This window comes from Lacrimispora indolis DSM 755, assembly GCF_000526995.1.
Lineage (GTDB): Bacteria > Bacillota > Clostridia > Lachnospirales > Lachnospiraceae > Lacrimispora > Lacrimispora indolis.
In genome coordinates this window covers 2,021,447-2,036,103 of sequence record NZ_AZUI01000001.1, presented here as the reverse complement: position 1 = coordinate 2,036,103, position 14,657 = coordinate 2,021,447, and the positions used below count along the sequence as shown (strand labels likewise).

At 43.9% G+C, this 14,657-nt stretch carries 12 protein-coding genes; 4 read left to right on the top strand and 8 right to left on the bottom strand.

Annotated elements, in window-relative coordinates:
• The first annotated feature begins 100 nt into the window (after positions 1-100).
• Together K401_RS0109650 and K401_RS0109645 are read left to right on the top strand one after the other, a co-directional pair.
• Positions 101-718: an RNA polymerase sigma factor gene (locus K401_RS0109650; RefSeq protein ID WP_029700711.1), complete on the top strand. Its 618-nt coding sequence runs from the start codon at positions 101-103 to the stop codon at positions 716-718.
• Positions 719-842: 124 nt separating this feature from the next.
• Complete coding sequence (locus K401_RS0109645) at positions 843-1,496, top strand: hypothetical protein (protein ID WP_156945261.1); 654 nt, start codon at positions 843-845, stop codon at positions 1,494-1,496.
• A gap of 117 nt (positions 1,497-1,613) precedes the next feature.
• Here K401_RS0109645 and K401_RS0109640 read toward each other — a convergent pair whose 3' ends face one another.
• From K401_RS0109640 to K401_RS0109625, 4 genes are all read right to left on the bottom strand, one after another.
• Positions 1,614-3,140: a glycoside hydrolase family 43 protein gene (locus K401_RS0109640; RefSeq protein WP_024292757.1), complete on the bottom strand. Its 1,527-nt coding sequence runs from the start codon at positions 3,138-3,140 to the stop codon at positions 1,614-1,616.
• A 37-nt stretch (positions 3,141-3,177) separates the two neighbouring features.
• Entirely contained in the window at positions 3,178-4,017 is an 840-nt protein-coding gene (locus tag K401_RS0109635; protein WP_024292756.1) for a carbohydrate ABC transporter permease, read from the bottom strand.
• A gap of 14 nt (positions 4,018-4,031) precedes the next feature.
• Positions 4,032-4,943 carry a carbohydrate ABC transporter permease gene (locus tag K401_RS0109630; RefSeq protein WP_024292755.1) on the bottom strand — a complete coding sequence of 304 codons (912 nt, stop codon included), beginning with the start codon at positions 4,941-4,943 and terminating at the stop codon, positions 4,032-4,034.
• A gap of 76 nt (positions 4,944-5,019) precedes the next feature.
• The gene (locus K401_RS0109625; RefSeq protein WP_024292754.1) at positions 5,020-6,381 is read right to left on the bottom strand and encodes an ABC transporter substrate-binding protein; all 1,362 of its coding nucleotides are present in this window, start codon (positions 6,379-6,381) and stop codon (positions 5,020-5,022) included.
• A gap of 247 nt (positions 6,382-6,628) precedes the next feature.
• Here K401_RS0109625 and K401_RS0109620 point away from each other — a divergent pair, with 247 nt between their 5' ends.
• Entirely contained in the window at positions 6,629-7,378 is a 750-nt protein-coding gene (locus tag K401_RS0109620) for a response regulator transcription factor (RefSeq protein WP_024292753.1), read from the top strand.
• A gap of 1 nt (position 7,379) precedes the next feature.
• Positions 7,380-9,131, top strand: a complete 1,752-nt coding sequence (locus tag K401_RS0109615) for a sensor histidine kinase (RefSeq protein WP_024292752.1) — start codon at positions 7,380-7,382, stop codon at positions 9,129-9,131.
• Between the two features lie 122 nt (positions 9,132-9,253).
• Here K401_RS0109615 and K401_RS0109610 read toward each other — a convergent pair whose 3' ends face one another.
• The 4 genes from K401_RS0109610 to K401_RS0109595 form a co-directional block, all read right to left on the bottom strand.
• The gene (locus tag K401_RS0109610) at positions 9,254-11,443 is read right to left on the bottom strand and encodes an alpha-galactosidase (protein WP_024292751.1); all 2,190 of its coding nucleotides are present in this window, start codon (positions 11,441-11,443) and stop codon (positions 9,254-9,256) included.
• Between the two features lie 94 nt (positions 11,444-11,537).
• On the bottom strand, positions 11,538-12,359 hold the full coding sequence (locus K401_RS0109605; protein ID WP_024292750.1) for a carbohydrate ABC transporter permease: 822 nt from the start codon (positions 12,357-12,359) through the stop codon (positions 11,538-11,540).
• Positions 12,359-13,231, bottom strand: a complete 873-nt coding sequence (locus K401_RS0109600) for a carbohydrate ABC transporter permease (protein ID WP_024292749.1) — start codon at positions 13,229-13,231, stop codon at positions 12,359-12,361. Before K401_RS0109600 ends, K401_RS0109605 begins: the two co-directional genes overlap by 1 nt.
• 2 nt (positions 13,232-13,233) lie before the next feature.
• Positions 13,234-14,562 (bottom strand): ABC transporter substrate-binding protein, encoded by a 1,329-nt coding sequence (locus tag K401_RS0109595; protein ID WP_024292748.1) that lies wholly within the window; start codon positions 14,560-14,562, stop codon positions 13,234-13,236.
• Positions 14,563-14,657: the final 95 nt, after the last annotated feature.

Here is a 14,657-nt window from a genome sequence, read left to right as displayed (position 1 = left end):
GTTTTCATGTTTTTAAAATAAAATCTATAAATAGTGAACCAAATAAAACTTTGATGACTCTTATTATCAGATGCATCGAAAAAAGGAAAGGAAACAGGTTATGATGGAAGAAAAGAAGGCTTTGGTGGAAAGCATGATCAATGGCAGCGAAGCAGCATTTGACGAACTATACCGTTCCTATTCCGGAAAGCTATACCGTATGGCGTATTTTATTACCGGCAACCAAAGTGACAGTGAGGACATTTTACAGGAGACCTTTGTTAAATGCTTTCTTCATAAGTCAAAACTGAAACAAGGGGAACGCTTTGAGTCTTGGCTGTATCAAATTCTTGTCAGGACTGCCTGGCGGCTTGAACGAAAGAAAAAAGGGAGGGCTGAAATCTCTTATGAAGGTATTTTAGAAAATGAGGAAGAAAAAAAGAGCGCGGAACACATCCGGGAAGATAAGAAAGCAGATGGACCTTTGGAATCTGTTTTAGAGGCAGAGACAGCAAAAGAAATCCAGGCGGCACTCATCCATCTGGATATTAAATACCGTACTGTGATTCTTCTGTACTATTATAATGAATTGAGCACCAGAGAGATTGCCCACATTACAGGAACCATGGAAGGGACGGTAAAATCCCGTCTGCATAAGGCACGGAAACTGCTGAAGGATTTATTGAAAGCTGACGGCACTGAAAAAACAGAAAGGGAAAGGGGCATTTGCCATGGATAACTTTAGGGATGACAGATTAAAACAAATCATAAAGACTGGGCTGGATCAGATAAGCCCGGATGTGCAGACAGAGAATCGTTGTCTTAGAGAAATTCATAAAAAAATAGAAATGAGGAATGGAATTATGAAATTTAATAAAAAAAGAATGGTGGCAGCATTGGCTGCAGTGTGTACAATAACGGTAATGGGAACTGTCACGGCAATTGCAGGCGGTAAAATTACAGGTCTGTTTAGCTCTGTATCCCGGGATGATATGGTCCATTCAAAAGCTGAACTGGTCCAATTAGCTGAGAACCAGATGAGAACCGCTCCAAAGCTGGTAGATACTTTTTCAAATGGCATTTCCTTTAACGAAGGTTCTATTACTAAGATAGAAGGAAGGGATTTAAACCAAAATCCAATGCTTACCTACCCGGAACTCTATGCCGGATATGGGGACAATGATCGTGTGGCACTTCACGTTCATGAACATCAGGATATGATTCCTCAGGGTTCTTCTACGGTGATAAAGCAGGAAGTCTATCAGGATATCACATTAGAAGTCCACGAAGATAATTACCTGTTTTTACCTCCAGATGCAAAACCATCAGAGGACGATTTGAAACTGGAGGAAGAAGGCCAGCTGATGATCAGCTACGGAAGCAGCGAAGAAGAGCGTAAGGTATATCGTTATGTAAACTGGAGTGAAAATGGTATGGAATATTTGCTCAGTTCCTTTGATGATTTGAGCTGCGATGATTTAATCGGTATGGCGAAGGAAGTTATAGACGTAAAGTAAAAGAGACAGCAGCTAATCTGCAAAAACTGAAGTACTAAGAGGCTGGAGATATGCTTCTCAGTACTTCAGATTTTTTTAGCCATACTGATACTGCCCTCTGAACACTGATATGTTCTCTTAAATTTCTGCCTTTCGGATACGTATAGATTCATAATCGCAGTAACCTTCCGATTCCGCATTCTCCCGGGCGCACGCCCACAAACAAGGCTTGGCTCCCGTCCAAGTGGTCCGGCAAAGCTTAAATAAAGGGTCTGTCTCCAGAAATTCTTCACCATCCCAGGAATAGGAGAAGCGATACGTCTTATCCTCCAACACATGAAGCTTCAGCCATATTCTATTTCCATTTCCTATCAGCTTTAACACGCACTCCTCGTTTGCTTTTCCTTTGAACATCTTGTCTGTAACAGTTCCTTTGTAGCATCTTAGTTCTGTCCCATCCTCCGTCTGATATAATCCCATGTAGGAATAGAAGTGCCCTATCATACCGATCCCTCCGAAATCACCTGTCGTTCTTCCGTGTAATACAAGCTTGGCCGTCATAGTAAAAGACTTGCTCTGCGGAATCTGAGTTAGCGCATTCGGTGCATACCACAAAAGATTATCTCTTGTAGGATGTTTCCGGCAATACAGCCGCAGAAAGCCCGGATTGGCAGTAAGAGAATAATGATTGGGATTTGGGTTTGCCTGCCACTGCCATTGGAGACCAAGTCTCTCAGACTCAAACTCATCCGATTGAAGGATTTCATATTCAGGCATGTACTCCACAGGCATTCGCCACTCTTCTACCGGTTCTCCAATTCCATCACCATCTTTATCCTGACCGATAAATGGCCAGCCTTTAAAAAAGCACATGGGCTCCAGATGTAAAATTCTTCCCAGCTCATTTACATCCTGGAAATGAATAAACCAATCATGCCCGTCAGGAGATGTGGTCCAGCCGCCTTGATGAGGGCCATTAATTTTAGAATTACCCTGCCGCATAACAACCCTGTACTCATAGGGGCCCCAAATATCCCTTGATCTCAGACATGACTGCCAGCCGTTTTCCACACCTCCTGAGGGCATTAGTATGTAATAATATCCATTCTTTTTATACAGCTTCGGCCCCTCAGTTGTAGGCGCTATCTGTTCCCCGTCGAAAATCATCTGAGGTTCTCCCACCAGATACTTACAGTCTGTATTAATCTCTGCCAGCATCAGACGATGTTTGATTCCAGCCCTGCTGCCTGCATATGCAAACACCATATAGGCTTTCCCAGCCTCATCCCAAAACGGACAGGGGTCTATCCAGCCCTTCCTTTCACATAACATATTTAATTGAAATTCACCATAAGGATTATCACTTCTGGCAACCAGGATACCCTCATCCACCAAAGGAATAAATACGAAAAATGTTCCTTCATGATAACGGATGGAAGGAGCCCACGTTCCTGAACCATGGGAAGGTTCCTTATATTTCTCAAATGGAAGCGCTTTTACACAGTAATTAATGATTTCCCAGTGTACCAGATCCTTAGAGTGAAGAAGCGGAACTCCCGGAACATAGGTAAATGATGATGCTACCATATAGTAATCGCTCCCGACTCGGATCACATCCGGGTCGGAATAATCTGCATATAATACTGGATTTTTATAAGTCTTCATGATTCCTCCATAGTTACGTCCTGCTATTTTTCTAACACTACCCCTTCATACCAGTTGTGGCAATCCCTTCCACGAAATATTTCTGTGCTGCAAAAAATAAAATGATCAGCGGTATTACAGAGACCAAAGCCATGGACATCACCTGATTCCATCTGATATTGGAAGTTACATCAATACTGACTCTCAGCGCCAGGGATAATGGGAATTTAGCCACCGTATTAATGTAAATATTTGTATTAAAGAAATCATTCCAGGTCCATAAAAACTGGAACAGTCCGGCAGAAAAGAGCGCCGGTTTCAAAAGAGGCAGCAAAATTCTGATAAAACACTGGAACGGTCCGCAGCCATCAATATAAGCAGATTCATCTAAGTCTCTGGGAAGTCCCCTTAAGAACTGTACCATCATAAAGACAAAGAAGGGATAGCAGCCTACGGCTGCCGGTGCAAAAAATGTCATGTAGGAATCCAGCCAGCCTAACTTATTAAACAGTGCATATCTCGGTATAATGATTACTGCATTGGGAAGCATCAGCGTCGCAATCAGTATCATGAAAAGGAACTGGTTTCCCGGAAAATCAAATCTGGCAAAGCCATAGGCCACCAGTGAACATGACACCAGAGTCAGCAGGGTGGTAGGGATAACCAGGGCAAAAGTGTTGATAAAATACTTTGCATAGGTATAGGTACCCGTTGTTTTCCAGCCCTTAATAAATGCTTCCGGGCTCCAGCTCTCCGGAAGCAGAGTCAGGCTGCCGAATATTTCATTATTGGACTTAAAGCAAGCGAAAAACATCCAGATTACCGGAAACAGCATGACAACACCAAATATTCCCAGGAGCACATATGTAATTCCATTGTTGATTTTTTTGTCTTTCATTCGGTCTCTCCTTCCTAGTTATCATAATAGACCCATTTTTTTGATGTTACAAAAAGAATCAGGGTCATAATCATAATGATGATAAACAAAATCCAGGATGTGGCACAGGCATAACCCATCTTAAAATACTTAAATGCATCCGTATATAATTTCATACCCAACACGTAGGTGGCCTTGTTAGGCCCGCCATTTGTCACTACAAAGGCCGATGTAAAATTCTGTAGAGCTGTAATCAGCTGCATGATAATATTGAAAAATGCAATGGAGGTAATCATCGGTAACGTTATCTTAATAAAGATCCTGATCTTTGTGGCTCCATCTATCCTGGCCGCTTCATAAAGCTCCCTCGGCACCTGCTTTAAGGCAGATAAAAACAGTACCATGGAAGAGCCAAACTGCCAGATCTCCAGCATACAGATAGTGATCACCGCCATACCGGGATTGCCCATCCATTTTACAGGCGGTATATGTACGACACCCAACAGGCTGTTGATAAAGCCGTCGTTCATGAAAAGCACCTTCCACAAGATCGCAACCGCTACGGAACCGCTTAAAAGGGAAGGAATATAATACACAGTTCTCATAAAGTTGATCCCTTTCAATTCCCTGTTCAGGATCATGGCGATAATCAAAGCCAGAATCACCTTTCCAGGAACTGTAATAAAGGTATATTTTAAGGTAACTGTCAGGGAATTCCAAAACTCCTTATCTTTTGTAAATAGCCTGATATAGTTATCTAAACCTATGAAGGCAGGCTTATCAAAGATATCATAGTCCGTAAAGGAATAGATCAGAGAACTGATAAAGGGGTACATCTGAAATAAAAGGAATCCAAAAATCCAGATGCATACATACATAAAACCAATCCTGTTTCTTTTGGTCCATCCGCCGCAATTGTGCTTTGCTTTGACCTTACTATTAACCATTAATTTAATCCTCCTGCCTTTTAAAAAGGACTGCCGTAAAATGAAAGTTCATTTCCCGGCAGCCCATTATGTACTCTTATTTTAAACCGCTTAAGTAATCATTGATCAAATCAATCGCATTATCGGCAGCATCTTCCGGTGTACTCTGTCCATAAGCAACACTTTCAATCATATCTTCCTGAATGGCATAAACTTCCGCACTGGTAGTATACCCCTTGTCACTCTTGCCATTTAACCCTGCTGCCAGATCTACCGCACTTACAACAACCGGATTTAACAGTTTCTTATCTGCGCAGAGGCTTCTGGCTGTAGAGGTCGGCGGCACGCTTCTGACGTCTTTTAATGTCTCCTGAGCTTCCGGATTGTTATAGAAATAATCCAGGAATCTCACTGCTTCCTCCGCATGCTTGGAGTTCTTGTTTACTGTCATGTACTGGGGCGTGTCTGCAAAGAAACCGTCATTAACCCTTTCTGCGGACAAGGGCATCTGCACTACCGTACATGTGTTATCCGGAACAGCATCAATCAGCAGATTGATACTGGAAGAAGGACCATAAGCAAATACAAATTTTCCGTCCATCCACATAGGATTGGTTTGAATCTGCCCCTTAAAGGTCGCACTGTCTTCTGCAGGTTCAAAAACACCGGCCTCATAGCAGTCTTTAATATATTGAAGCACTTCCACCAGCTGTTCTCTTGTAAAGCTTATCTTTTTTTCGCTGTCAATGATAAAGGACTGACCTGTTAACTGACGAAGATATGGTCTTAATACATATTCACACAAAATTCTGGTATCCGTATTCATATAGAAATACTCAGGGTTCTGTTCATGAAGCTTTTTCCCGTCTTCCAGCATTGATTCCCAGGTAATCTGCTTGCTTAAATCAATTCCGCAGGTTTTCGCTGCATCTTCATTAGCCACGGTGGCCAGACAGGACATCCCAGTGGGAATGGCCAGAAGCTTGCCGTCAAAGGTTCCGAACTGGCTGATAAATGATGTTTCAAAACCTGAAGTATCAAATAAATCAGGGTAATCATTAAAGTTTACGAAGAAATCGCCTCTGGATATAAAATCAGGGAGGGAGTCCACGTTCTGCTGCATGATATCCGGTGCAGTACCGTTGGCCAGCATGGTGGATACCTTATCAATATAACCCTGGTCGGAATTCATCTCTGCCTCAATCTTTACTTCCGGATGAAGGTTCTGATATTGGTCAATCACTGCCAATGTCGCCTCATTTCTGGCGTCACCGCCCCACCACATGAAGCGGAGTGTTATCTGTTCTGCAGATGACTTTCCTGCTGTTGTCTGATCCGCTGCCTTTTCTGTCTCTGCTCCGGAAGACATGGCTACCGGTTTATTCGTGCAGCCCGTCAGGGCGGTTGCTGCCATCATTCCTGTTAGAAGCAGGCATGTCAGTTTCGTCACTTTTCTCATAATCTTTACCTCCGTTTGCTTTTCACTGAATCATTAACTATGATTATTGTAACTGAAGTTTTATAAAATAGTAAGAAACTTGCATGATAGAATCGTATCATTCTTTACAAATTTTTCTGCCAAAGTATCATTATGAACTAAATTTCTTCATTTTCAACGATCCCGCCAATTCTTTAAAAATAAAAGATGCTTTTTTATTTTTTTTCTTTATAATAAAATCAGATCTTTTGTGAAGGGAGTGTTCATTATGTATCAAGTGATCATCGTTGATGATGAAGCCAAGATCCGCAGCGGCCTCGTAAACCTGTTTCCCTGGAACCAACTGGGCTTTGAAGTAGCCGGCTGCTTCGCCAATGGAAAGGAAGCCTATGAATTCATACTGGGAAATCACGTCGATCTGATTCTTTCCGACATCCGGATGCCCATTATGGATGGACTGGAACTGTCAGAAAAGCTTTCTTCAAAGAGGAAGGTCAGGATTATTTTTTTCAGCGGATACCAGGATTTCGACTATGTCAGACGGGCTCTGCGCAGCGGCGCCATTGACTATCTTTTAAAGCCGGTCAAATATGAAGATCTGGTAGATTGCCTTACAAAAATCAGAGAAAACCTCAATATAGAAAATCATCGGTCTACTGCACCGGAAGAAGAGAATTTGAGCTACTATGAAAAGCTTATCGGCATGGTTAAGAATTATCTGGATACGGATTATCAGAATGCCACGCTGGAACAAGCAGCCAGACTTGTGGAATTAAGCCCCAATTACTTATCAAAGGTCATGAAGGAACACTCCGATTTAAGCTTTTCCAATTATCTGCTGAAGACTCGTATGGATAATGCAGCCAGGATGCTGAAGGATGTCGGTTATAAGCAATATGAGATTGCTTACCGGGTGGGGTATGATAATCCTAAGAATTTCTCAAGAGCTTTTCATCAGTATTTCCATATGACGCCATCGCAGTACCGGCAGAACCACTGCCCCCCTCGCGGAGAATGACATGAGAAAACGGAATTTTATCAAGCGGTTCTTATATTATACAGGTATCATCACGCTACCCATCATTACAGTTTTTATGATCTTTCTCGCTGTCATTGTATATGGAAAGCAAAAAGATATAGAAGCCGAAGCCATCAAATCAGCCCAGGCCGTCAGAGACAGCTATTCCCTCGTTCTTGACAGTGCTGCTACCCAATATGATATGCTGGTCCGAAATCCCAGGATGTCCATTTCGCTGCGCAATTTTATATCTCATAAGCAGCTTGGTTACATGGATGTGATCCTCACTAACAGTATCTTCTCCAATTTTGCCTCTCTGACCAGTAATGCTTCTTATATATCCTCGGTATATTATTATCTGGATGGATATGATTCCCTCCTTACCTCATATACCGGAGGGATTGCCCAGTTGTCACAATTTTCCGACTTAAACTGGATGGAATCCTATAAAACCTCTGACAAAAGCGAATGGATTGAAAAACGGAATATGACTTTATATTCCTACAGCCGGCCTACCCCTGTTCTGACTTATTATAGGAAACTCAGCATGTTCCAGGGAGTCATTCTGGTCAATATCTATGAAGAGCAGTTAAGGCAGCTTCTCAATTCCGGTTCTAATCTGGACCAGTTTTTTATCATTGACTCACAGGGCAACTTTCTTTTACAGGGAAACGGAAACATGCAGGAACTAAACGACCACGACAGGGAAGCCATCGTATCTATGGTAATGGCTTCTTCTGACCAGCCCTGCCAGGACTGGATATCTTTTAACCACCAGAACTATTATGTCAGAGTCATACCGGCCGCATGCGGTACTTATATTGCCGCATGCACCAGTAAGTCTAATTACTATCTGGCGCTGTACACGCTTCTTTTCCAGTTACTTATGGTTCTGGCAGTGGTGGTATGCACAATGGTCTGGATTGCTTATACCATTACCAAGAAGAACTTTCAGCAGATCGATTACTTTGTTACTGTATTTTCCGATGCAGAACGGGGTACTTACAATCAGGAGAAACCAAGCTTCATCAAGGATGAATACGATATTATTTTAAATAATATCGTCCGGCTATTTGTTAATCAGACCTTCCTGAAAAATCAGCTGACATTAAAGAAGCAGGAACAAAAGCTGGCGGAAATGGCTGCTCTACAGCTTCAAATCAATCCTCATTTTCTCTTTAATACCTTGCAGACACTGGATTTTAAGGCCATTGAATTTACCGGTAAACCTACGTCTCTGAACAATATCATTGAAGCACTCTCCGATATTCTCAAATATTCGCTTCAAACTACCACCTCCATGGTAACCATCAGGGATGAGGTTGAATATCTGAAAAAATATGACAGTATCCAGAGATACCGGTATGAGGATAAATACATTCTGTACTACGATTATGACAAGGCAGTGGAATCTTACCCCCTCATGCGGCTCATCCTTCAGCCACTTATTGAAAACAGCCTGTATCATGGCATCAAGCCCCTTCCAGGCTCAGGCTTTATCAAACTCAAAATATCGGAGAAAGATCAATGGCTTACCATTACCGTAATCGATACAGGTGTTGGAATGAGCAAAGAAGAAGTGGCTGCCCTCAATGAGAAAATCAATCACCCCAATCAGGAAAACATCGGCCTGTCCAATGTTAACAGCCGCCTGGTAATGCAATATGGAAACACTTCTCAATTAAAAATACTTAGTAAAAAACATATGGGAACCTGTATATCATTCAAAATCCCGCTATACCGGCAAAATTAAATGGTTTATTGCAAAACTAAAACAAACAGGATCCAAGAAGGGAACAACATATGATGTGTTCCCCGTCTCCGATCCTTTCTTACATATCTCTCTTAAGCATTTAAAACCAGTCAGAACTATCCTCACCGCGCCATCAAGGTAAATACCCTGGCTTCATTGTCCGCCTTGATCACCGGCATAGGCAGTCCCGCATACATCAGCGCTGCTCCGGAAAGCTTTATGCCAAGCTCCAGAATCTCATACTTTGTCTGTTCCTCAAGCCCCTTAAGCCTTAAGTAAATAATCCCCTTATTGGCTCCGGAAACCCTCTGTACATATCCTACGACCGCCTCTTTCTTATCTTGGGAGACCGACATAAACGCCCCATACTCCCGCTCTCTTTCCGGGTTAGTCAGCCGGTAATAGTCTCCATGGGCGGACACCAGCCCGTGTTCCTGATAATATTTTACCTGCCTGCGGACCGCTTCCTGTTCTTCCTCTGATATTTCATTTAAATCCAGCTCGTACCCAAAGGTCCCAAAATAGGCAAGAGCCGCTCTTGTGTCAATGGAAACCGTTCTTCCCGTCTGCTGGTTGGGGCATTCCGAAACATGGGAACCCATGGCAAAAGGCGGATAGATCATGGAAGTTCCGTACTGAATGCGAATCCTCTCCACCGCATCTGTATCATCAGAGCACCAGATCTGGGGCATGTAGTAAAGGACACCCATATCAAACCTTCCTCCGCCTCCGCTGCAGCCCTCAAACCGCACGTTTGGAAACGCCTTTGTCATCTTATCCATCAGCTTATAAAGTCCCAGCACATACTTATGGCAAACCTCTCCCTGCCTGTGGGCCGGAAGAGCCCCTGAGAAACGGTCCGTCATGCTCCGGTTCATATCCCACTTAATGTAATCAATCTGTGCATCCTTAAATTCCTCATAAAGCTGATGAAAAATAGCATTCACCACTTCATCCCTGCTGAAATCCAGGATCAGCTGATATCTTTGGCGGGTTGGTTTTCTTCCCGGAATCTGGATACACCAGTCCGGATGCTCCTCATAAAGCCTGGAATCCTCATTGACCATTTCCGGCTCGATCCAGATGCCGAATTTTAATCCCATATCATGAATTCTTTCTGAAAATCCCGGAATTCCGCTGGGCAGTTTCTTCCGGTTGCACTGCCAGTCTCCAAGCCCCCTGTATTCATCGGTCCTTCTTCCGAACCAGCCGTCATCCATGACAAACATCTCAACGCCCAGTTCCTTTGCTTTACCTGCAATATTCACCAGCATTTCTTCATCAAAATCAATCATGGTCGCCTCCCAGTTATTGATGAGAACCGGGCATCTTTCATTGACAAACTGGCCGGGAATCAGATGATGCTTCACAGCCCGGTGGAAATTGTGGCTCATTATGGAAAGTCCCTGAAAACTATAGGTCATGACTGCTTCCGGCGTTTCAAATGCACTGCCCTTTGTAAGCTCCCAGTACAGCGTCTCCGGATTCACTCCTGCCACCAGCCTGGTCTGCTTAAAATCGTTGACCTCCGTTGTGATCGCAAAGTTTCCGCTGTAAACCAGGGCAACTCCATAGCAATCTCCCCCATCCTCTGTTGCATCCGGACTGCAGAGAATGGCCGAAGGATTCTGGTAATGGCTGGAAATGCCTCTGGCACTGTCCACCGTAATCTTCCCATGTCTCACAGATGTTCTCTCCGCACACCGCTCATGGCCCCAGCTTCCATAGAAGCTGATCATATCCATCTGATCCGTCGGGAAAGAAATGCAGGTGGAATGAGCTGCATTGACAAATACGGTCTGCTCTCCCCCATTCTCAATCCTGGCACATCTTGTAATGATGTCATACTCCTCCAGCACGCCGTAAACAAGAGTCACCTCCAACAGAGTGTAAGGGTCCCTCATCAAGACCTCCAGGGTCTGCCATGTGCCGCCGTTGTCCCGCAGGGAAGGCATTCCTTGCAGGCTGTATTTTCCATTAATCACCTTATGAGACACATATCTTAAATCAATACAGTCAGACCCATCCCCGTTAATTACGCTGACTGCGGAAACGCGGAAGTCTGAAACTCCAAACCCGGGATACTCCTGTTCCAGCACATCCAAGCAGATGGTCCTGTCCTTTTCCGACTCATAGGGATTGGCCTCGAACCCATGGCGGATTCTCACCGGGAGATAATCCGCTGTATCGGAAATCTTTCTTCCATAGTATAAATGCTCTAAAAACCCAAACTCCGCCACCCGGAACTGGTAGCTTGTATGTTTCGTGTTCAGCAAGAATACCTTTTTATCCTCAATATATTGTACACTCATAACAAACCTCAATCTTTCAATAATTTTAGAAAGAAAGCGGAATTCTCATCTGATTCCCGCTTTCCTTTTTGAATCATATTTAATTATTTTCCAATTACTTAATTGCGCTGTCCACCATGCCCTGGATAAAGTATTTCTGTAAAAACAGGAACACCACAACCATGGGAAGAATCCCGATAAAGGCAGCCGCCGCCGCACCGTTGACATTGGCCGAGTCCGCGGAAAAGAAGCCTGCAATGGCCAGGGTGATGGTTTTGATCCTGGGTGACTGGAGTAAGTATAGGGCGAACTGGTAATTGTTCCAGCAGTTTACGCCTGTGATGATGATAACAGAAGCCGTTACCGGCTTCAGCTGGGGCATGATGATCCGGAAAAATGTCTGGAACGGCCCGCAGCCGTCAATTGCCGCCGCTTCCTCAAGGGCAACAGGAATGCTGGTAATAAAGCTGGAAAACAAAAAGATGCTGGTGGGAAGCTGGAAGGTGATCAGGGTCACGATCATGCCCCAGTAGGAATTGATTCCCTGAATCTTTGCCATAAAGGAATACAGAGGAACCAAAATGCTTAAGGGGGGGATCATCATGACACCCATAATAAACCCTTTCACCAGATTATTAAGCCTGCTCTTATTTCTTGCAAGGGGATAAGCCGCCATAGCTCCCACAACCACAATGAACAGAATTGCCATGCCGCTGATGATCACCGTATTTTTAAGGGCCAGGAGCATCCCTCCCCGTTCCAGTGCGGTGTAAATGTTTTTTAAGTAAAAGTATCCCGGAAAGGCCCACCTGGAGGAATGGTCATAAGGGGATTTAAACGCAATGGCGACCACCATATAAATGGGCACAAAGTGGACTGCAATGATGATGAGAGCCAGAATATACTTCCAGGCATTGGAAACTCTTGATCCTTTCATTACGCATCCACCTCCTTCCTGTCAAAATACCCCATAACCACATTGCTGATGATCATAATCAGCAGGAATGAAAAAATCCCGATTGCAGAAGCATATCCTGCGGACTGAGCGGAGAAATACTGGTTGGTAACCAAAGTGGACAGGGAATGAGTGCTGAATCCCGGTCCGCCGCTTGTAAGCGCCATAACCAGGTCAAAGAGCTTTAATCCTCCGATCAGGTTTAAAATGGTAGAGGAAGAAATGGCCGGCATCAGCAGGGGAACGGTAATGTGCTTAAAACGTTCCCAGAAGGTAGCTCCGTCGATCATGGCTGCCTCATAATACATGTTGGGAACATTCTGAAGGCCTGCCAGGTAAATGACCATGGCAACGCCCACAAACTGCAGGGAATTCACTAGAACGATGATCCAGATGGCTGTTCCTGAATGGACCAGTAAATCCACCGGCTCCATGTGGAGGGCGGTCAGAATATCATTGACCGCACCTCCGTCATACTGAAAGAAGAAATACATGATGTAACCCATAATCAGCGGAGCAATCATAACCGGCATATAGATAATCGTTCTGACAAGGGAACGTCCCTTAAACTTTGTATTTAAAAATAACGCGTAGCCAAGACCCAGTATATTCTGGATCAGGGTACTCATAACACCGTAAATAAGTGTATTGACCAGTGCTGTCTTTACATTTGCATCCTGAAATAATCTGGCATAATTTTTAAATCCAACATATTTCATAGTCTGGGAATATCCATTCCAGTTGGTAAAGGAAAGCCGGATACCCTGGACAAAAGGATAAATTACAAAAACCAGAAACAGTATCACTGCCGGAATATAAAACAGATTGATCGCTGATTTTTTTTGAATCTTCATGTTTACTCCTGTGCTTTCTTTTCCTCATAGCTTGTCTTCATCTGATCCACTGCAACGGTAAGGGAATCTGACTGTCCGGAAACAATGGTAGCTCCTGTTACACAGAGGTCATTCCACATGCCGCTTGGAAGGTATTTTCTGTCAAAATACGGAATGTTTAAAATGGAACTGTCATTTGCATACTTATCATAGAAAGGAGCCAGTCTGCCCGTATCGCTTACCACGTTGTCAAGTCCGGAAGGCATACCGCATTTGGTTGCAAGGTAAGAACAAATGTCTTCACGGGCAAGGAAATCCATAAACTGCTTTACTTCTTCCGGATGCTTTGTGGTCTTTGACATGCCCACTGCAAAATGCTCTCCTGTCATCAGAGACCGTTTCAGCCCTGCTTCTCTTGCAGGAAGAGGCATAAAGCCCATTTTCGTATCCGGGTTCTGAACATAAGTCTCTGTGATTCCGCTGGCTGCAGTAAACATAAATGCTGACTTGTCAGCTGCAAGGGCCTTGATACCGGTCATGAAATCTGCTGTAACGGCATCTGTATTAAAGTATCCCTTCTGCCTCCAGGAGTCGATCTGGTTTACGACCACATTCCATTTGCTCCAGTCAAAGCTGCCGTCTAACAGAGCGGACTGATTAGCCTCATCCTCGTTTGTGATCAAAGTAGGCGCCACGAAATCCATCATATTACCCATGGTGTAGCTGTCTTTTCCTCCAAGCTGGATCGGGGTAAGTCCTGCTGCCTTGATCTTCTCGCAGGCTTCCTCAAAATCAGCCCAGGTTTTGATGTCATCCACATTCACGCCGGCTTCTTCCAGAACATTTTCATTGTAGATCATTCCGGTTAAATCCATGTCAATGGGAAGGGTATAAAGGTTTCCTTCACCGTCCGTGATCTGTTCCTTGATGCTTGGGGCAATGTGAGATGCAAATTCAAAATCATTTAAAGGAGATAAGTATTCCGCATATCTTGCAACTGCCCAGCCATGGGTTGTCCACACATCAGGAAGCTGGTTGGAAGCCATTCTGGTCTTCATGATATCGGAAAAATTACTGCCAGGCATGACCGCTTCCACGCCGATTCCGGTTTCCTCTGTAAACTGCTTGCAAACATCCTGAATGGCATCGCTGACAGACTCACCGTTTAAGTTATATAAAAATTCAATGGTAACACCTGTGGAAGCTGCTGCTTCCCCTTTTGATTCTGTCTCTTTTACTGCTTCCGCAGCTGTGGTCGTGGTTGTCTCCACAGGCTCTTCAGGCGCCTTGGAGCAGCCTGACATGCTGACTGCAATGAAACCTGCCATCGCAGCAAGTGCTAATTTCTTCATAAATATTCTCCCTTACATTCCTAATAGTTTTTAGCCGGCTATTTTGTAACCTTAGTTTATCATAGTCCTCTGGAATCCGTAAGATACTCAAATCT

What these genes read in the sequence shown, in the direction of transcription:
- K401_RS0109650 (WP_029700711.1), top strand. Translation starts at nt 101, where the DNA reads ATGATGGAAGAAAAGAAGGCTTTGGTGGAAAGCATGATCAATGGCAGC.
- K401_RS0109645 (WP_156945261.1), top strand. Translation starts at nt 843, where the DNA reads ATGAAATTTAATAAAAAAAGAATGGTGGCAGCATTGGCTGCAGTGTGT.
- K401_RS0109640 (WP_024292757.1), bottom strand. Translation starts at nt 3,140, where the DNA reads ATGAAGACTTATAAAAATCCAGTATTATATGCAGATTATTCCGACCCG.
- K401_RS0109635 (WP_024292756.1), bottom strand. Translation starts at nt 4,017, where the DNA reads ATGAAAGACAAAAAAATCAACAATGGAATTACATATGTGCTCCTGGGA.
- K401_RS0109630 (WP_024292755.1), bottom strand. Translation starts at nt 4,943, where the DNA reads ATGGTTAATAGTAAGGTCAAAGCAAAGCACAATTGCGGCGGATGGACC.
- K401_RS0109625 (WP_024292754.1), bottom strand. Translation starts at nt 6,381, where the DNA reads ATGAGAAAAGTGACGAAACTGACATGCCTGCTTCTAACAGGAATGATG.
- K401_RS0109620 (WP_024292753.1), top strand. Translation starts at nt 6,629, where the DNA reads ATGTATCAAGTGATCATCGTTGATGATGAAGCCAAGATCCGCAGCGGC.
- K401_RS0109615 (WP_024292752.1), top strand. Translation starts at nt 7,380, where the DNA reads ATGAGAAAACGGAATTTTATCAAGCGGTTCTTATATTATACAGGTATC.
- K401_RS0109610 (WP_024292751.1), bottom strand. Translation starts at nt 11,443, where the DNA reads ATGAGTGTACAATATATTGAGGATAAAAAGGTATTCTTGCTGAACACG.
- K401_RS0109605 (WP_024292750.1), bottom strand. Translation starts at nt 12,359, where the DNA reads ATGAAAGGATCAAGAGTTTCCAATGCCTGGAAGTATATTCTGGCTCTC.
- K401_RS0109600 (WP_024292749.1), bottom strand. Translation starts at nt 13,231, where the DNA reads ATGAAGATTCAAAAAAAATCAGCGATCAATCTGTTTTATATTCCGGCA.
- K401_RS0109595 (WP_024292748.1), bottom strand. Translation starts at nt 14,562, where the DNA reads ATGAAGAAATTAGCACTTGCTGCGATGGCAGGTTTCATTGCAGTCAGC.